General features: G+C 47.3%; 21 protein-coding genes. 6 read left to right on the forward strand and 15 right to left on the reverse strand.

Annotated elements, in window-relative coordinates:
* Positions 1–434 precede the first annotated feature (434 nt).
* Positions 435–896 carry a MarR family winged helix-turn-helix transcriptional regulator gene (locus ACHA8N_RS10255; RefSeq protein ID WP_393965617.1) on the forward strand — a complete coding sequence of 154 codons (462 nt, stop codon included), beginning with the start codon at positions 435–437 and terminating at the stop codon, positions 894–896.
* A gap of 43 nt (positions 897–939) precedes the next feature.
* A complete protein-coding gene (locus ACHA8N_RS10260) occupies positions 940–1629 on the forward strand; it encodes a GAP family protein (RefSeq protein ID WP_393965618.1) in 690 nt (229 codons plus the stop codon).
* Positions 1630–1974: 345 nt separating this feature from the next.
* On the opposite strand, the gene ACHA8N_RS10265 is transcribed toward ACHA8N_RS10260, so the two are convergent.
* On the reverse strand, positions 1975–2403 hold the full coding sequence (locus tag ACHA8N_RS10265) for a hypothetical protein (protein ID WP_393965619.1): 429 nt from the start codon (positions 2401–2403) through the stop codon (positions 1975–1977).
* Between the two features lie 107 nt (positions 2404–2510).
* A complete protein-coding gene (locus ACHA8N_RS10270; protein ID WP_393965620.1) occupies positions 2511–4217 on the reverse strand; it encodes a methyl-accepting chemotaxis protein in 1707 nt (568 codons plus the stop codon).
* 171 nt (positions 4218–4388) lie between these two features.
* Between ACHA8N_RS10270 and ACHA8N_RS10275 the strand changes: the two genes are divergently transcribed.
* Complete coding sequence (locus tag ACHA8N_RS10275) at positions 4389–5441, forward strand: C45 family autoproteolytic acyltransferase/hydrolase (RefSeq protein ID WP_393965621.1); 1053 nt, start codon at positions 4389–4391, stop codon at positions 5439–5441.
* 87 nt (positions 5442–5528) lie between these two features.
* Here ACHA8N_RS10275 and ACHA8N_RS10280 read toward each other — a convergent pair whose 3' ends face one another.
* The 9 genes from ACHA8N_RS10280 to ACHA8N_RS10320 all read right to left on the reverse strand — a co-directional run bounded on the left by ACHA8N_RS10280 (position 5529) and on the right by ACHA8N_RS10320 (position 12571).
* The gene (locus ACHA8N_RS10280; protein WP_393965622.1) at positions 5529–6374 is read right to left on the reverse strand and encodes an oxidoreductase; all 846 of its coding nucleotides are present in this window, start codon (positions 6372–6374) and stop codon (positions 5529–5531) included.
* A gap of 84 nt (positions 6375–6458) precedes the next feature.
* Complete coding sequence (locus ACHA8N_RS10285) at positions 6459–6845, reverse strand: MerR family transcriptional regulator (protein WP_393965623.1); 387 nt, start codon at positions 6843–6845, stop codon at positions 6459–6461.
* A gap of 159 nt (positions 6846–7004) precedes the next feature.
* Positions 7005–7478, reverse strand: a complete 474-nt coding sequence (locus ACHA8N_RS10290; protein ID WP_393965624.1) for a GNAT family N-acetyltransferase — start codon at positions 7476–7478, stop codon at positions 7005–7007.
* A gap of 18 nt (positions 7479–7496) precedes the next feature.
* Positions 7497–8084 carry a GNAT family N-acetyltransferase gene (locus ACHA8N_RS10295; RefSeq protein WP_393965625.1) on the reverse strand — a complete coding sequence of 196 codons (588 nt, stop codon included), beginning with the start codon at positions 8082–8084 and terminating at the stop codon, positions 7497–7499.
* Positions 8085–8135: 51 nt separating this feature from the next.
* Complete coding sequence (locus ACHA8N_RS10300; protein ID WP_393965626.1) at positions 8136–8888, reverse strand: VLRF1 family aeRF1-type release factor; 753 nt, start codon at positions 8886–8888, stop codon at positions 8136–8138.
* Between the two features lie 14 nt (positions 8889–8902).
* A complete protein-coding gene (locus tag ACHA8N_RS10305) occupies positions 8903–10072 on the reverse strand; it encodes a hypothetical protein (RefSeq protein ID WP_393965627.1) in 1170 nt (389 codons plus the stop codon).
* A 15-nt stretch (positions 10073–10087) separates the two neighbouring features.
* Positions 10088–10924, reverse strand: coding sequence for a YitT family protein (locus ACHA8N_RS10310; protein ID WP_026828448.1), 837 nt, complete (start codon positions 10922–10924; stop codon positions 10088–10090).
* Positions 10925–10936: 12 nt separating this feature from the next.
* A complete protein-coding gene (locus tag ACHA8N_RS10315) occupies positions 10937–12067 on the reverse strand; it encodes a M20/M25/M40 family metallo-hydrolase (RefSeq protein ID WP_393965628.1) in 1131 nt (376 codons plus the stop codon).
* Positions 12068–12229: 162 nt separating this feature from the next.
* On the reverse strand, positions 12230–12571 hold the full coding sequence (locus ACHA8N_RS10320; RefSeq protein ID WP_393965629.1) for a cation efflux transmembrane domain-containing protein: 342 nt from the start codon (positions 12569–12571) through the stop codon (positions 12230–12232).
* A gap of 224 nt (positions 12572–12795) precedes the next feature.
* Between ACHA8N_RS10320 and ACHA8N_RS10325 the strand changes: the two genes are divergently transcribed.
* Positions 12796–13938, forward strand: coding sequence for an AI-2E family transporter (locus tag ACHA8N_RS10325; protein ID WP_393965630.1), 1143 nt, complete (start codon positions 12796–12798; stop codon positions 13936–13938).
* Here ACHA8N_RS10325 and ACHA8N_RS10330 read toward each other — a convergent pair.
* Positions 13888–14454 carry a DedA family protein gene (locus ACHA8N_RS10330; RefSeq protein WP_393965631.1) on the reverse strand — a complete coding sequence of 189 codons (567 nt, stop codon included), beginning with the start codon at positions 14452–14454 and terminating at the stop codon, positions 13888–13890. The two genes, ACHA8N_RS10325 and ACHA8N_RS10330, sit on opposite strands and share 51 nt — an antisense overlap.
* 54 nt (positions 14455–14508) lie before the next feature.
* On the opposite strand from ACHA8N_RS10330, the gene cls reads away from it, so the two are divergent.
* The gene (cls, locus tag ACHA8N_RS10335) at positions 14509–15948 is read left to right on the forward strand and encodes a cardiolipin synthase (RefSeq protein ID WP_393965632.1); all 1440 of its coding nucleotides are present in this window, start codon (positions 14509–14511) and stop codon (positions 15946–15948) included.
* Between the two features lie 437 nt (positions 15949–16385).
* Positions 16386–16931 (forward strand): HAD-IIIA family hydrolase, encoded by a 546-nt coding sequence (locus tag ACHA8N_RS10340; RefSeq protein WP_147511253.1) that lies wholly within the window; start codon positions 16386–16388, stop codon positions 16929–16931.
* Here ACHA8N_RS10340 and ACHA8N_RS10345 read toward each other — a convergent pair.
* The 3 genes from ACHA8N_RS10345 to ACHA8N_RS10355 are packed head-to-tail and all read right to left on the reverse strand — an operon-like array spanning position 16914 to position 18498.
* Positions 16914–17237, reverse strand: coding sequence for an NUDIX domain-containing protein (locus tag ACHA8N_RS10345; RefSeq protein WP_393965633.1), 324 nt, complete (start codon positions 17235–17237; stop codon positions 16914–16916). The two genes, ACHA8N_RS10340 and ACHA8N_RS10345, sit on opposite strands and share 18 nt — an antisense overlap.
* A gap of 12 nt (positions 17238–17249) precedes the next feature.
* A complete protein-coding gene (locus ACHA8N_RS10350; protein ID WP_393965634.1) occupies positions 17250–17822 on the reverse strand; it encodes a YdeI/OmpD-associated family protein in 573 nt (190 codons plus the stop codon).
* 13 nt (positions 17823–17835) lie between these two features.
* Entirely contained in the window at positions 17836–18498 is a 663-nt protein-coding gene (locus tag ACHA8N_RS10355) for a Type 1 glutamine amidotransferase-like domain-containing protein (RefSeq protein ID WP_393965635.1), read from the reverse strand.
* Between the last annotated feature and the right edge of the window lie 91 nt (positions 18499–18589).

Raw genomic sequence — 18589 nt, forward strand, 5'->3', positions numbered from 1 at the left:
GGTCGTAAAATAGCAACCACGTGTTATGGTGATGAACCATATTTTTGTTATATAGTTATTTTTTTGTACGCTAATTAAGAAGGTGGCCCGAGTATCGTCATCTGTCCTATGATTTACACTGCCATTTTAATTTAATTTAATCAATGGAATTACTCTGCACTAAAGTGCCAAGATGCCTAAGCTATTCACCTCTAAGCGACGCATAGGTGGAGGTAGTTCAATATTCAAAACTACTATTTTATATAAAAATGTTTTGATGCTACTACTTTGTGATAATTAAGGATTTGATTCGTTTATTGACAAAAGAAATTAAATACGGTAAATTAGTAATAAATATTTACTATCTATAAAAATTACTAATTTATTTTGGGATTTCCATAAAGAATAATTTTAAAAATCAAGTCTCTTTAAAAAGCAAAAGGAGGAACAGTAAAGTGGAAAAAAATCCAGTTAAAACAAAATTCAATCGTTTTTTGGAAAAATCCAGGTCTTTGGAAAGAATTTATGAAAATTACGCGCTTTCAAAGGGGTTAACGTATATGAGTTTTACGGTGATGAGCATTATCTACGATAACCCCGAAAGTTGTACCCAAAAGCTGATATGTGAAAGTAGCTTATACACAAAGCAAAGCGTCAACCTGATCATTAAGTCTTTTTGGAAAAATGGATATGTGGAATTGAAAGAAGATCCGATCGATCGACGTAACAAGAAGATATATTTCACTAGCAAGGGACGAATATATGCCGACGATGTCATTGGCAATCTTTTAAGTGTAGAAAAGCAAGCAATGGAACAGTTAAGCGATGACCAGTGGGAACAACTTCTACAAATGGTAGAAGTGTTCGAGAAAAATTTTTTAACCGGCATGACGGATCTTCTTCCACCTCACGAATGACACGGTTACCTATCCTTGCATCTTGAAAGGAGAACAAACAATCATGTGGCCACTCATAACGTCTGGAATCGGCTTAGGGCTAATTGACAGTCTTAACCCCTTTACTATATCAGCTCAGGCTGTTTTACAAGCACTTGTAAAAAAAACGCATCATATTTGGTATTACATTTTCGGTACTTTCATCTCCTACTTCATCGGCGGGTTATTGGTAATATATGGGATGGATAAAGTATTCTCATCCTTCTATCGTCACATTATGGCTACGTATAGTAGTGTAATCTTTTCTATAGAAATAACAGTGGGGATAGGTCTTGTGTTCCTAGGCGCTTTCTTTCTTTATAAGCGAAAAACAGCATCTCCAACGATCAAGATAAAAGAGAAAAAAATAACACCACCTAAATCGGTGACCCCTTCATTCTTGCTTATTCTCGGTGTATCGAACACCATAGGTGATTTACCAACGGCCATCCCATATCTGATTTTTATTGCACAACTTGTGGAAGCAAGTATTTCAATGACGTCAGTAATATTTTTACTTTTGATCTATAATGTCATTTATATCCTTCCTCTTGTTCTTTTATTCCTTCTGTACCTTTCCAATCGAAATAAGGTCGATGAATTTATCGAAAAATTCCGAAAAAAATCTGAAAAGATTAGTGAATGGGCGGGCATTATTGTACCAATAGTTGCAGGTTTATTTTTAGGAATTCATGGATACATCAATTTATTCTAATAGACGGGAAGATTAGGCATAGTCATTAGCTGTAATCACGGGTCTTAGACCATTTTCTATCAATTCTTAACTCTTGTATCTTCATAAGGAACATAATAAATGAAATAGGATAGCATCAATTGCTGACGTTATCCTCTCTTGCCTTGTCATTTGGTTGATGGGTGACCGGATAATCAAGGGGCAGACAATGAAATTATTCATGTTGCGCTCTTCTCCGTCTTAATGTTGGCGCAGGCGAATGATTCTCTCTCCTTTGTGCATGCATAGCATTTTCTGTGGATTTAGTAGACCTGTTGATTAAATCGGAAATACAAAACGGAATGTCAACGATTTGCCCCCTTCTTTTCATTTCATATGTTTAAACCCATCCAACCGATCATCTGGCGTGCTCGGAAATCCGCTCAATTCGACTGTTCCGTTATCCTCAACTGAATAGGTGTAGGTGGCGTCAACTTCATTCGCGAACACGACGTCAATTTTATACGGATTCAAGTGTTTGTATCCTTCTTTCCAGTACGGGACCGTCGTCAACGTAAAACGTTCATCCGGATAGGTCTTCTCGAGATACGACTCGACTTGTTTCGCATTATAGGCAACTTTCTGATCGACGAAATAAGGATGGACCATCAAGTAGACGCCATACGCGATACAGATGACACCCGCGAGAGTGAACATCATTGCGCGTCCGCGTGACTTCAACTTTATTCCGAGCAGAACGATTGGCAACACGATTGCAGACAGCATTATCCATTCAATGAGTTCATGTGGTCCCATATCCGTACCCTTCTTTTCATTCTTTCTACACTATTACGGTTTCACCTTCGAAATCCCTGCTTTTTCCATAAAAAAGCAGGCATCCATTTGGATACCTGCCTGATTCGTTATACATTAAAACGACTTGATAATCGTTTCAAATCTTCCGCCATCGTCGCCAGTGATTGCGACGCCGATGAGATTTCCTGCATCGAGGCCATTTGTTCTTCCGTCGAAGCGGAGATGTTCTCCGTTCCGGCAGCCGTACTTTCCGTCACCGATTGAATCTCCCGCATGACGGCAGCAATCTGTTCACTGCCGGCGGCCATCTCTTGGACGGCACCGGATACTTCTTCGACTTGATCTGTCACATCCCCAATCGATCGTTCAATCGCTTGGAACGAAGCCCTCGCTTCTCCGGCAACTTGAATCCCGTTCGTCATCTGTGCCGTCACTTTCTCCATCGACGTAACGGATTGCTCCGTTTCGCGCTGGATGACTTGAATCAAGCTTTCGATTTGTTTCGCAGCAAGCGCCGATTGCTCAGCGAGTGTCTTGACTTCCGCTGCGACGACTGCAAATCCACGTCCTTGTTCGCCGGCCCGGGCCGCTTCGATGGCAGCGTTAAGCGCCAACAGGTTCGTCTGCGCCGCAATCCCGGTGATTGAATCGGTAATCTGTCCGATTTCCTGCGACCGGTTGCCGAGTCCGACGATGACTTGACCCAGCTCCGTGAAATCAGTGTTGATCCGTTCCATCTGCTGACCGAGTTGGCTGACGACCTGTCCGCCGTGCATGACTTTCCCCATCGCGTCACTCGTCACGTCCGTCATTTGTTGCGCGTTGCCGGCAACTTGGTTGACACCGGACGTCAAGTCTTGCACCGTCCGTGATGCACCGGACACTTGATTCAATTGTTGACCAGCGCCACTGGCGATTTCCTCCATCGTCACGGCGACCATTTCCGTCGCTTTCGTCGTCGCTTCCGCATTGGTACTTAATTCGTCTGACGCCGTCGCCACATGTTTTGACGTGTCCGTCATTTCAATGATGACGTGGTGCAACTGTTCCGTCATCGTGTTGAATGATGTCGTCAATTGACCAAGTTCGTCTTTTGAAACGTAATCACCGCGGACCATTAAATCACCGTCCCCGGACTGTTTCATCCAGCCTTGCAGTGAACGGATCGGTTGTGTGATCAGACGCGTGATATAGATGGCGAGACCGGCAAACAACAGCAGGGCGATGATGAAAATCCCAAGCATGATGTAGAGTGCAGTTTGCTTTTCGTGCTGGTTCAACGCATTCAGGTCTTTTGCCTGCTTCGTCATCGACATCATCAGACTTTTCGCGGAGTCCGCAACGTTGTCCCGCGTTTTTTCCAAGCTTTCCGTATAGACGCGGTACGCTTCGTCTTTGTTGTCTTGGACGGCTAAGTCTTGAATCGTACTCAGACCATTGTCGTAAGCAAGGACATTATCTTTTAACGCTTCCACTTGTTCTTCCGATTGTTTTGTCGGTACCGCAGTCCGCTCAAACTTATTGAGTGACGACCGGATTTGTGCTTGCCGCTGATCGATCTGACCTTGCAGATCTTCGACACGCGCCGGATCTTTCGTCAACATCATCTCGACCAGAAACGAATCGAGCGCCCGGGTGTCAATCCGGATTTGTGCTACCTCTTGCACCGGTATCAGATTTTCCTGATACATCGTTTGTGACGCATTCGCCATCTGATTCAGAAAATAGAGTCCGGCACTGGCCAGGAGAATCATTGCAATGATGGCTGTCGCAATCAACAGTTGAATCTTTCTTCGTACACTTACATTTTTCATCTATGTATCCCTCCCCCTCCTTTATCGGTAATTCAGCTGAAAATTTCAGTGTTTTTTGATTTTTTGACACCTGACCCTTCCGTTAATGTGTTCGGTCGAGGTCTCGCTTACGACAAAAAATGCCGGATTCGATATAATCAGAATCATACAGAAACCAAAGGAGTGAACGCTGTGCAGTCTGTCTCAAACGAAATCACGCAGTTCCGCGGAACGCATTATGAGTTTGGTCGCGAACAGGGACGCTACGTGAAACGGAATGAACTGCTTCATAACCGCGAAGACAACTGGAAGATCCGTGTTCCGCGTTTTCAAGTCGATCCGGCAGAAACAAAAAAGATGTTTCTGCGGTACGCCCCGCATATCTGGGACGAGTTACTCGGCTTGCAGGATGAACTGGAATTAACACTTGCCGATACATTGCTCCACTTTGGTCATTACCGGGTCGAAGGACCAAAAAGTGGCTGTTCGATCATGACCGGCGATAATTTCCTCGTCCGAAACTACGATTATCATCCGATGACATACGATGGACGCTTTTCTGTCTTCCAACCGACCGACGGCGGTTCTGCCATCATCGGACCGGCTTCCCGCGTCACGGGACGAATGGACGGGATGAACGAACATGGTCTCGCGATGGGCTATAATTTCATCAATCGCCGCCGCCCGGGCGATGGCTTCGTCAGCTTCATGATCGGACGGATTATCCTCGAGATGTGTACGTCCGTCGATGATGCCATCTCGCTTGTTAAGGAGATACCGCACCGGGGATCGTTCAGTTACGTCGTCCATGATCGGTCGAATCGGTCGTTCGTCATCGAGGCGACGGCACGGGACATCGAAGTCCGGGAGACGAATCTCTGTACGAATCATTTTGATTTGCTGCAACACGAAAACCGGTTCCACCTCGACGACTCGAAACGGCGGATGATGGAGCTGAAGACGCACCAACACATGATTCAAGATGCCGAATCAGCGTTCCGTCTGCTGAACGATTCCGATAAAGGTGTCTTTTCCGATCTCTACAGCCACTGGGCGGGGACAATTCACACGTCAGCCTATTTCCCGTCGGACATGAAAGTCTGGTTTGCTTTAGGAGGCGACCAGCAACCGGTCGAGTTTGACTTTAAGGACTGGCTCGCTGGAAATGACTTTACGCTCTCGCACATCAACGGTGAAATCGAAACGGATATCCAGTTCGCGAATACCCTTCAGACTTGGCGCTGATGGTTCGAACGTGCTTCTGATTTTGATACATCTTCCTACAAAAAAAGAGGCGGAATCGTGAGATTCGCCTCTTTTTTCTCGTCTCTGTTAATTTTCAAAGTCGACCGTCAACGTCGTTTCTTTCCAACGCTCGATGTTTTCCGTCAGAGTACTCAATTTATGGGAAGCTGCTTGATATGCCGCTTTTCCAAGTAACAGGCGTAGCGGTGGCTGTTCCGCTTCCACTAGCTGAAGAATGGCGTCTGCTGCTTTTTCAGGATTACCCGGTTCCTGCCCGCTTTGTTGTGACACGCCTTGAAGCATCTGACCGACGATCGTTTCCTTATATTCCGGAATCGCTGTATCCGTTTTCGCTGAAGACCGTCCGCTCCAGTCCGTCCGGAAACCACTCGGCTCGACTAGGGTAACATTGATGTTCAAGTGTGCCACTTCCTGTGCCAGACTTTCAGAGATGCCTTCCACCGCGTATTTCGTTGCATGATAATATCCGAGAGTCGGAAACGAAACTAAACCACCAATCGAAGAGAAATTGATGATATGTCCACTTTTCTGCTGACGCATCTGCGGCAGGACCGCATTGGTCATCTGCATCAGTCCCCAGAAATTGATTTCAAACATCTTACGCGTCTCTTCTTCCATTCCCTCTTCGACCGAACTGAAATAACCAATTCCGGCATTGTTGATAAGAACGTCGATGCGGCCAAACCGGCTCAAACTTTGCGCAACGGCTTCCGTGATTTGGTCCTGATTCGTGACATCAAGCGGCAAAGTTAAGACACGGTCTTCTGCTCCTGCCGTCAACGTCTCAATCTGACTGACGTTTCGAGCTGTCGCTACGACACGGTAACCTGACTTGATGGCACGCTCTGCGATTTGACGGCCAAATCCGGTCGAACATCCGGTGATGAATAGTACTTTTGACGCTGTAGACATAAAAACACTCCTTCAATTGTTAGTAGGCAGTAAACATCGCCTTCTCTAACAATCTACATCTTCAAGTTAACTTGAAGTCAACCATCAAATCAGCGGATCCCTATTTTTTAATTGACGATGCATCAGCACATCATACACCGCGATCTTTCGGATGATCTTTTCCAAGTTCATTTGCGTTTTCGCTAATGTTTGTTCGACTTCCTGTTTGTGATGCACTAACATCTCTCGACGGTCCGTCAATCGGTCGTCGCCTTCTGTGATCATAGCCGTATAGCTTTTAATGCGCTCAATCGACATTCCTGTATTTTTTAAGGCAAGCACCAGCTCTAACCAAGCCAGCACTTCTTCTGAATACACTCTGCGTCCGATATCATTTCGATCGACTTGCGGCAAAATCCCTTCTTCCTCGTAATAACGCAACGTGGAAGCGGGTAATCCCGTCAACTTTCCGACTTCCGTAATGGTGTACATGATTTTTCTCCACCTTCTCATTTTTTATTTGTTCCAGTATAACGTACTTACTGAAGAGATGACTCACGTTTGCGTGTGGCGGTCGGCATCGGTTTTCTGTATTAGTCAAACCAAAACGGGAACCCGTATGAACGAGTTCCCGTTGTAAGCAAATGAATGTCAGTTTACCGTTTTCACCATATGTAAATCCGTCGTGACGAATCCCGTTGTTTCATACAGCTGAATCGCCCGAGTGTTATGGGCAAAAACGTGTAATTTGATTTTTTTGATGTTCATCCGTCGTGCGACCTGTTCGAGCATCTCCATCGCTTGCCGCCCGTATCCTTTCCCCTGGTAGGTGTCTTCAATTCGGAAATCAAAAATAAAAGCAGTCCGTCCGTGTGTCGATTCACTTAATTGAAACCAGATCATGCCAACGGAAGTATGTTCCGTATCGTCAACAATCGAAAACAGATAATGCTGTTTCGTTTGAATCCCGTCCGGTAATAATTGCGCATACTCCGCCGTCGAACGGTCGACGGCTTCGACCTCTGCCCATGTCCCTGCCTTGATCTTCTCCTGCGCATATTCGTTGATCGCTTCCGGTAAATACGATTCATAAGCTACTTCCGACATTTTTTCAAATTGAATCATCATCCATCCTCCTTTGTTTTAGTTCAAACGGGTGTCTGTCTGCAGATCGGTCCCAATGAATGCACTTGACCAATCCCGTGCGAGCATCGCATAAACAGCCAGATCATGATACGTACCATACAGCCGTTCCGCATCGCGCAAAATTCCTTCTTGCTGAAACCCGAGGCGCTCCGGAATCTTCCGGCTCCGCGAGTTGCCGACTGCACATTCGATGACGACACGATTCAGCTGCAACGTCGTAAAGCAATAGTCCGTCACAAAGGCAACAACCGTTGTCATCAATCCTTTGCCGCGCCCGTTGCCGGTCAGGTAATAACCGATGGAAGTTTGGCGTAACGTCTGATTGATTTCGTGTAAGGCGACCGTCCCGACGAGTTCGCCTTCAAAATAAATCCCGCAAGTCAATCCGTTGCCATTCGCATAAGCCGTCAACCAGGCCGGAATGATTTCGTCCCGGTAATCATCCGGTCCGGTCGTCCCGTCGACCCAGCCGAGCCACTCCCGCAGATGTTCCCGATTGGCGTCGACCAGAGCATAAAGTGCCTCTGCATCTTGACGCTCAATCAACTTCAAACTCAGTTGATCCGTGATGTGGTGCATGAACATCTGTCTTCACTCCTTATGTAACGTCTAAAGTTATACTTTAGACGTTGACCGTTAAAACACCTGCTTGAGAATCTGTTGTTGGCTGGATTGGGACAAATTTTTATGAATGACTTCTTTTGGTTTCGTCGTTAACGCCTGTTCAAGGAAGTTCGCTTGCGACCGTTCCCCGATGACAACAATCTGTTCCCAACCGAGGGAACGATTCAGTTTTTCAACCTCTCCCGACAATTCCCGGTAAAATCGTTCCGCCTGCTTTTCGACCCGATCCCGGAAATCATCCGTTTGACTGCTGCTTGAGGCCCCACTACGGCTGCTTCGTCCCTGATAACGCCGCCACTGTCCTGTATCAAGATCCAGTTCATAGTCGTGCGTCGCGTCGACTTCGCCGAGCCGAACGTCGAGCACAGTCGCGGAATCCAGATTCGTCAGCACAATGCCGGTCCGCGGGAATTGTTGATCGAGCACTTCAAGTTGATTAAGATTCGGTTTTGCGTGATAACTGATTTCATCCGTCACATCGAGTTGCAAAAAATACACTTCATGAAGCGAGTCGTCGCTTGAGACAAAGGCGACGATGCTGCGGAGTAAACTCGTCCGCTCGTTATTGATCGCTTGTTCCAGTTTCGTAAAAGCCGATTCGACATCTTTTTTATTCTCCTGCTCCGTCAAGAGACGTTTTTTCTCATTCCGTAAAATCGTTTCCCATTGATTCCGCTTATCCGGTGCCGTACTGAGATACACCGACAAGATGTGCGTCGAGCTTTCAAAATCCTTTAGCCGTTTGATATCTTCTCCAAGTCCCATGATAATGCCTCCCTTTAGTAAATGAATGACGCTAAAATACCGGTGATGAAAACGGATGTGATCGTGACCGTCGAGAAGCCGGCAACGACCATCTTTGGTAAAATTTCATCTTCGATGATCTGGACCTCGTCTTCCGTCTCCCCGATATTTTTAGCCGCTTCTTGACTGAGAATCAATGTACCTGGAAAACCATATAGTGACGTCAAACCGATTGCAATCGCCATCGGGTACGAATAACCGAGGAATTTCCCGGCAAGCATCGCGAACAACACGATCCCGAGTACACCAAGGATGAAGGCGATCAACAGTGGCACAAACAGTTCGACGAGATCCGCAAATGACGTGGTTGCGAGTGGTCCGAAGATGATCAATAGAATCGCGAGCATCATCAAGCCGTACGCGTCGATTCCGTTCAAGACATTTGGTTTCAAGACACCGGTCGCCCGTAAGGCAATCCCGAGTAACAAGGCGATGACGAACGTATTGAGCCAGCCGTTCGTCAAGCCGCTTAGGAATGACGAGACGATGACGACGACACCGACGACAAACAACGTTCCGGCCGTCGTTTGGAACGGCTCCGGCAAAATCGTTTGTTTTTCCGGTGATTCCGCCGGATCAAGGGCGGCTTTTTTCGTGATGCTGCCATCCCGGACCCCGTCCCGGATCCGTAACGCTTCCTTGCGCAGGATGACCGACGTCAGCGGAAAACCGATCAAGCCTTGCAACGCCGCAATCAAGACCGGAAAAACGGCGACCGAGATCAATCCGGCATTCAACGCTTGTTCCTGAACGATGATGACGGAAATCGTTCCGCCGCTGACCGCGGCAATCGCGCTGAGGACATAGTTCGTATCGAGGAACAGCCGACCGATCGTAAAGAGTAACACACTGATCCCAATCACCGCTGATACCCCGATCAGAAACGTTTTCCACTGCCGTTTAAATTCATCGAGACTGATGAGCGTTCCGAGATGGACGATGATCATCCCGACGACGGTTTGTCCGAGTGGCAGCAAAGCCGACGTCGGCAGGAGATCTTCCGGGAACAGGTTGGTCTTGAATCCGATCAAGAAGATGATGGAGGCAACAAATAAGGAAGATAATAAGGCCTTTGTTTTTTTCGAGATATAATCGCTGACCGTCCAGATGAGCATGATGATCGTAAAGGCAATAATCGGTTGCATACGTATTCCTCCCTTTTAAACGACCGGTTGGTAGTTAAACCCGAGACCATGAACGTCGGCGACATTGTAAACGATGATGAAGGAACCGCGGTCAATTTGGTGGATTGCCCGGATGACAGCGGCATATTCGGAACGTTTCATGACGACCATCAGCATTTTTTTCTGTTCTCCCGAGTAACCGCCTTCAACAGTAAAGACGGTCATCCCTCGGTCAAGCGACGTCAGCAGGTAATTGCGGATCTCGTCCGCATGCAACTCACTCGTGACGAAGATTGCTTTTTTCCGTTCAAGCCCGATTTCGATATACCCCATCACAAACGTCGTGATGACGATCGAGGCGACCGCAAACAAAAATTCTTCCAAACCAAAGACGAAAATGTTAAAGACGACAATCGTCGCATCGGTCAAAAAATAGCCGACGGACGTATTCAACTTAAAGTATTTGTGGAAAATCAACGGTGGAATCGTCGTCCCGCCGCTGGACGCTCCGAACCAATAAAGCGTAGCGACACCTATCGCAAACAGCACACTCCCAAAGGCGACCGAGAAGAAGCGGTCGGAGACAATCATCGTTTCCGGAATGATTCCTAGTGCAAGAGGCAACATCAGACTGCCGAGAACGGACTTTAAGAAGACTTCTTTGCCTAAAAATACGAAGGCAAACAATAACATCAACAGATTGAGAACCAAGACGACAATCGAACGGTCAATGCCCAACACTTCTTCCAACAGAATCCCGATCCCGGTGACTCCGCCCGCTGCAACATGATGTGGTCCTAAAAAGAGATTGATGCCGGCAGCGAGGACAAAAATGGCCAGGATAATCAAAACAGTTTCACGAAACAGTTTCATCACCCGGCCCCCTTACGCTGACGGATCTGGGAAGGACGGCATCTGCCGGACCAGTTCCAAGGCAAAAACGACGGCTTGTTCGAACTCGGTGATTGGAATATATTCTTCGACCGTATGAATCTCTTCATAACCAATCGACACATTGACGACGACTTTGCCTTGTTCATTAAAAACGTTGGCATCCGTGCCACCACCACTCCGTTCAAACCGGGCAGGACGACCGATGGTTTCCAGACAGTGTTTGGCATGTGCGAGCAACGGATGGTTGTCTTCGAAATGATAGCCGGTGATGAGCGGTGTCGCCTTGAAGTCGAGTTTAGCGCCGAATCGTGTCACCTCCTCGTTTAAAATCGTTTCGATTGCTTCGACCTGATCGAGACACTTTTGATGATCAAACGAGCGGACTTCCGCGACGAGCTCGAGGTGTTCCATGACGACGTTCATCGCCGTTCCCCCCTTCACCTGACCGATGTTCGCCGTCGTTTCGTGATCGATCCGCCCCAGTTTCATCCGGCTGATTGCTTGGGCCGCGACTTCAATCGCCGAAATCCCTTTTTCCGGCTCAAGTCCGGCATGGGCAGCGCGACCGGTCAGTCGGATATCCAAGCGGTACATCGACGGACTCGTCGTGATGATGCCGCCGACCGGTCCGCCGTTATCAAGGACGTAACCAAATTTCGCCTGCAGCATCGACATATCGACCGCCTTTGCACCGAGGAGCCCGACTTCTTCTCCGGCTGTCAGGATGAATTCAATCGGACCGTGCCGAATCTGCTGTTCTTTTAACCGTTTGACTAACTCCAGCATGATGGCGATGCCGGCCTTATCGTCCGCACCAAGGATCGTCGTTTGATCGGACTCAATCCGTCCGTCCCGTTCAAGCGGACGAATGCCTTGACCGGGAGAAACCGTATCCATATGCGACGAGAAAAAGACCGGTTCGATCGACGTGTCTCCGTCGAGCCGGGCAACGAAGTTATTGGCACCCAGTCCCGTCTTTTCTTTCGTCGCATCTTCGTCGATGGTCAGACCAAGCGCCTGAAAACGCCCGATCAAGTCCTGTTGAAACGGACCTTCCGCATAAGATACGGAGTCGATTTGAACCAGTTCCATGAATTCTTGGATCAGTCGTGTCGTTGACATCGGAGTCCCTCCTATTCATTCCGCCCATTTACGATTAGCCGTAAACGCGACGGTGAGCCACTTGGTTTGCGGCAACCAATCAAGTGCCGCGTCGATTTGTTCACGTATCAAATCTTGTGCAAGGTTGAGCCTTTGCAATGATTGAATATGTTTGAGAGGACACTATACGACGAACGTATAGGACGGATGGTCAGGTAACTGACAGCGGGAACATCGATTAAGTAGGAGAAAGACGATGAGATATTGAAAGAAAACAAGAATGGGTTCCAATGATTCTTTGCCAAACGGGAAGTGGACATCATCCTTAACGGTGATGAACCGACCACCTCGAAGCGAAAAAACACTTAAGACGACACTCAGTAAGGCATAAAGTCCGTCAAACAGAACAAAAGAGGAAGAAAGAAGGAATCCGGCGGCAATGCCAAACACCGATAAGAAAAGAGAACTAAAGATGGAATGTTGCAACAAACGGTCTTCGATGACCGGATCTTTTACTTGCGCCAACCGCTTCACCTCCCATGACGGAAGTGGCTATCAGGTCTGCTGAACGATGACGGCATGACACATCTCTGAACAATGAATCGAAGTTAATTTATGATTACCCCTTTTTTGAAGCAAATAACAATTAAATGTGAAAAAGCACATATCTTTCAGAATTTTCACGCTATTTAAAGCGATTTCGGGGAAAGAATACAACATGCCACTTATTTTCAAGGGAGGAGATTGCCTTGTCCGGATTGATTTCCAATCGTTCCTTTCGTATCGGTCTGTTCATCCTGCTTGTACTTGGCATCATCTATATGGCACGACAGGTCGACTTTCTCTTTTATCCGTTACTTGTCCTGTTTACGACGATTTTCACCCCGTTCATCATCGCCGGGATTTTATTTTACCTCTCCGTCGGTTTCGTCGATTCACTCGAACGTCGTCTGCGGTCGCGTAAACTGGCGATTTTTATCGTCTTGCTTTTATTACTTGTACTCGTCATCGTATTCCTTTTGACGTTATTCCCGCTGATCACGAAACAGCTTTTTGCCTTCATCAGTGCCGTCCCCGGTTTTGCTGAACGTCTGTACACACAATCCCTGTCGCTTTACGCCAAATACGGGACGTCGATTCCGTCACTCGAGAGCCAGTTTTCATCGGTCGAAAGTTCGATGAAAAGCGCGACCGCACTCCTCGGGAACGTCTTTTCCTCGATTGCCGGTTCCGTGCTTTGGCTGATTCAGTTGATTGCCTCGACCATTTTCACCTTATTCATCGCCCTTTTTTTATACGTCTTCATGTTGGTCGACGGAAAAAAATTACCGAATGCGTTGGTCCAGTTCATCCCGATCAGTTACCGCAAGGAAGCCCTGCTGATTTTAAAAGACATGAACGGGACGATCCGCTCTTACGTCCGGGCGCAATTGATCGTCTGTACATTCGTCGGAAGTCTCGCAACACTTGTCCTGTGGTGGCTCGATGTCCCGTATTTCTTACCGCTTGGTCTGTTCATCTTCGCGACGAATATCATCCCGTATCTCGGACCGTTCCTCGGCGCTGCGCCGGCCGTCTTGATCGGCTTCTTGGATGAACCGATCAAAGGTTTATATGTCATCATCGGCATCACGATTGTCCAGCAACTGGATGCCAATGTCATCTCCCCGCTCGTTCAGGGAAAATCCTTGAAGGTGCATCCGATTACGATTACGGTCGTCCTGCTCGTCGCCGGGCAACTGGCGGGAATTCTCGGTATGTTGCTGGCCGTCCCGTTTTATGCCGTCGCAAAGGTGACGGTGCTGAATGTGATTAAGCTCGCTAAATTACGCAAGACGGCGTTACTTGCGGACAAACCAATCCCGAATTCGGTCCCAGAAAAACCACACTAAAAAGAGACAGAGTGCGAGCAGACCAGGAAGCAACAGGACACCACCATGGGTCGCCCACCATGTCGAAAAGCGGTTCAACAGACCGTAGGCGCCGAGCCGATTAACGAGAATCGTCCAGAGCAACGCATAGACGCCGGTTCCGGCTAACGTCACGAGCACATAGGGGCGAAACGGATAGGCGAGCAGTCCTGCCATATAATGAATCGGACGCCGGACACCCGGCAGGAAAAACGACATGGCAATGGCGACCGTTCCTTTCTCCTGCAGAATCACTTCGGCTTTCGCAAGATGTTTATTGGTCAATAACTTTCGAAAGAAGGGAAGTTCGCGAAAAATACGGGGAATGCCGTAAAACAGATTAAAACACACGAAACAGGCGGACCAGACGGATAAAAAAATCAGGATAAGTGCTTGATCCTGGCGTAACCAGCTACTGATTTGGCGGATGACCAACAAATCATCCGAAATCGGGATGAACAAGATACTCGAGATGAACCGGATCCATTCCGAAAACATGCTGTCTTCCCTCCCATCGAAGTCATTCTTTCTGAAAACGAGGTGTTCGTATTGATGGACTATACCCTAATCTTGCCGGTTTTGCTCTATGTTGTCCTGTTTGCCAACGTCGCTGCGGCAATCGCCATCCTGTTTTTCGAACGGCGTGACGTCAGTGCCACCTGGGCCTGGCTGATGATTCTCTTTTTCTTACCTGTCATCGGCTTTTTGATTTACTTATTGTTTGGCCGGTCGTTGAAACAAGAGACATTTTATCACGTCCCGGAAGCACGCCGATTGGCGCGCGAAGAAGAGCTTGTGGCGCAAGCGAACGACGAAGTCCACCGCGCAGCACCGCTTTACCCGTACCGGAAGTTGATTCAAGCCAACCGCTCGTCAGGGGCCCTGTTGACGGAAGCGACCGATATCCGGACGCTGTTCGACGGTCATCAAAAATTTGATACGTTGCTCGCTGACATACAGAGCGCCCAAGTCGAAATCAACATTCAATACTTCATTTTAAAGCGCGATCCGCTCGGCGACCGTCTACTGAACGCTTTGTTCGAACAGGCAAAACGCGGCGTCAAAGTCCGGATTCTGTATGACGCCGTCGGCTCGTGGAAACTAAAAGCGAAGGACTTCGCGGCGTTCAAACAAGACGGCGGTGAAGTCCGCTCCTTCTTCTCTTCGCCGCTCGGTATCTTAAACCTGCGGATCAACAACCGGAATCACCGGAAACTCTGTACGATCGACCGGCAAATCGGGTATATCGGCGGCTTTAACGTCGGATCGGAATACCTCGGAGAAGACGAACACTTCGGCTACTGGAGGGATACCCACCTCCGGGTCCTCGGTCCCGTCGTCGAAGAACTCGAGTTCCATTTTGAACAGGACTGGGATGCTGCAAGCAACGAGCGGACGGACTGGTCGACCGCCCCGATTCCACCGCTTGAAGTTGCGACGGACCGGGTGCCGGTTCAAATCGTGACGTCCGGTCCAACATCGGAAACGGAATATTTGAAAAACATGCTGATTCAGATGATTCATACGGCGGAAAAATCAATCTACATCCAGTCGCCCTACTTTATTCCCGATGCCAGCTTCATGGATGCCTGCCGGATTGCCTTAGCTTCCGGTGTTTCCCTCAAAATCATGATTCCGAACCAGCCGGATCATCCCTTTGTCTACTGGGCGACATATGCGGCAGTCGGCGAATTGATTCAACATGGAGCCGAAGTCTACACGTATGAGATCGGCTTCATGCATGCGAAGACGATTGTCGTCGACGGGAAAATCGCCTCGGTCGGGACAACAAACATCGACGCCCGCAGTTTCCGGTTGAACTTCGAGATGAATGCGATTTTGTACGATGCGACGATTGCGGAAGAACTCGAGCTGCTCTTTTTGTCCGACGTTGCCGACAGTGCCTTGCTGACCCGGGAAAAATATGCCACCCGTCCGCGAATAATCCGCTTTAAGGAAAGTATCTCGCGGCTGTTGTCGCCGATTTTGTAAAACTTGCTCGGTTATGAATTGAAGAACTTCACTCGAAAGGAGAACTTGTAAAAATAGTCAAAATTATGAAATAATAATTTTGGAACTCATTTTAATTATTGGCTATTCAGCAATGAAAAGGAGGATGGATATGGGGATTTTGTTGATTGTGACAGTAGCGTTTTTGCCGATTTTTTATAATATGCATAAACGCTTGCGGATTTTAGAAGATAAACTTCGTGAATATGAGCGGTAAAGGGTCAAATGAATTTCACTCATTAATTAACTCATTTATCGCTAAACATACTCATTTTACATAATTTTGAGTATGTTTAGCGCATTTGACTATGTTTAATGAGTTCATTTTCCTGTTAAATATGTTCATTTGCCATAAAAATGAACATGTTTAATGGCAGAGAGTGGCGTACCGAATAAATCAATGAAAGGAGATAAAAATGATGAAAAACATTGAAGCTGTATTTTTGGATCGAGATGGAACGATCGGCGGCGACTCTACAATTCACTACCCGGGAGAATTTGAACTGTTTCCTTATACTTCTTTGGAAATCAATCGATTAAAAAAAGACCAGATTCCATTATTTTCATTTACAAATCAACCTGGTATCTCCAAAGGGTTAGCAACCATAAAAGACTTTCAACAGGAATTGACTAGATTTGGTTTTGATGATGTTTACATATGTCCACACACGCCTTATGAAGGTTGCACGTGCCGGAAGCCTGATATCGGAATGTTATTGAAGGCGTCAAAAACTCATAATTTAAATCTAGAGAATTGTGTCGTCATCGGTGATCGTTGGACCGATATGCTGGCAGCTTCAAAAGCAGGATGCCTTAAAATATTAGTGAAAACAGGCGCAGGTGAAACTTCGCTTAATGATCATCATGACGAATTAAATAACATCTATATTGACTACATTGCAAGTGACTTAAAGGATGCCATCAGTTGGTTGTACAGCAAGTATTATTTAACTGACCGAGCATGAAACAAGATAGAGTATCGCTTCCTCGTCCGGTGTCAGCACGTACTGCTCGGCACGGCCGATTGGCGCATCGATTTGAATCGAAAATCCGGTCTCTTCAAGCAGCTCCCTGTGAAGTGCTTGCTCCGGTGTTTCTCCCCGCTCGATTCCCCCACCCGGCAACAAAAGATTATTCAATTGGGTCTCGACGGTTAAGAATGTCTGCTGTCGTTGATCGTATGCGACGCCATAAACACTCTGTTTGTACTGGTAGTGCCGCCCTTTCAATTTCACACCAAAAGTCGGTCTCTTCTTTTCATCAGATATCATCGGTCGTCTCTCCTAATAGTTCCCCGTTAATTTCCCGCCGTCGTCCCACCGTCCGAGCATTTTTCCTTGTGCCGTGTATTTCAAAAAGTTGGCCAAGCGTTTTTCATATTCCAGACTACCAGGTTTGTATTCCTGAATATAACTGATCCGGACCCGGACATCCAGATCGGGCAACGTCTTAAAAAACTGATAAGTTGTTGCGTCTTTTTTTAATTCCTCGAGAATCGCTTCATCGATGTCAAACGGTGTCTCTAAGTTCGGCAACACCTTTCTTCCCTGTTCGTGCATCTTTCCGAGTGCCGTCAAACGACGGACCCGTTCCTTGTTTAGTTCCGTCCAGTGACTGTTTTTACGGCGCGGCGTAAAGCGTTGGGCTTTTGTTGAGTCATCCATCTTTTTGCTGATTCCGTCAATCCAGCCAAAACAAAGCGCTTCCTCAACCGTCTCGATATAATCCAGCTGGTAGTCACCCGCATCCCTTTTATAGAAGACGAGCCAAATCTCGTTCTCTGTTAAATGGTTACTTTCCAACCAATTGCGCCACTCTTCGATTCGTTCGACATGTAATTGTGTCGTGATGTCCATGAATTCCTCCGATTCAATCAAATCGTTTCCAGTGACCTTCTGAAATCACTTCCACTACACCATCAACAACCTGAATCGCCGTTTGATCATCAATCGCATAGGATGGTCCTGTGAGATCAGCCGCCCATTTGACGGCCTCGTCTAATGTATTTTCCGGTAACAGTTCGTGATCCAGATGCGGGAAAATCGAAAAATCAACCAATCCCAGCGTTTCATCCGACGTTGTATGAGGCGGTGTCCACTCCACGAACGCCTGACCAATCCGCGGCGTCAGCACCATGCTACCGGCACTTAATCCGACGTAGACTGCTTTTAGCGAAGTCAATCGCTCTGCAAGTCCAGACTTTTTCATCCAGTAGTTTAAAAATAGGGGATCTCCGCCATTCACCAACAGCACATCTGCCTGTTCGACAAGTGGTACCCAGAGTGATTCATCCAAGCTTGGTAGTGCCGTCAATTCGAGAACACCCACCGACTGAAATCCTAATTCACACATCGGTGTTGAACCGGTTCCTGTGATGAATGAGTACGCATGGTACGGACCCTCCTTCATTCCGTAAACGGCCGTCGGAATACACAAGGCATGTGCCTCCGCAATCGGTTTTCCGAGTAAGTCGACGAGTGCACGACGTTGACTGTCATTTTGAATGCCGCCTGAAGTCAGCAATGCTTTCATAAGAACCCTTCTTTCCGGATTGAATGATGAAGCGATTCACGATTCTATACTACTTCTTCACATTTCATGTTTATCCTGTTCCTGTTGCTCT

It is taken from the genome of Exiguobacterium sp. S22-S28 (assembly GCF_043359615.1).
Classification (GTDB): Bacteria; Bacillota; Bacilli; order Exiguobacteriales; family Exiguobacteriaceae; genus Exiguobacterium_A.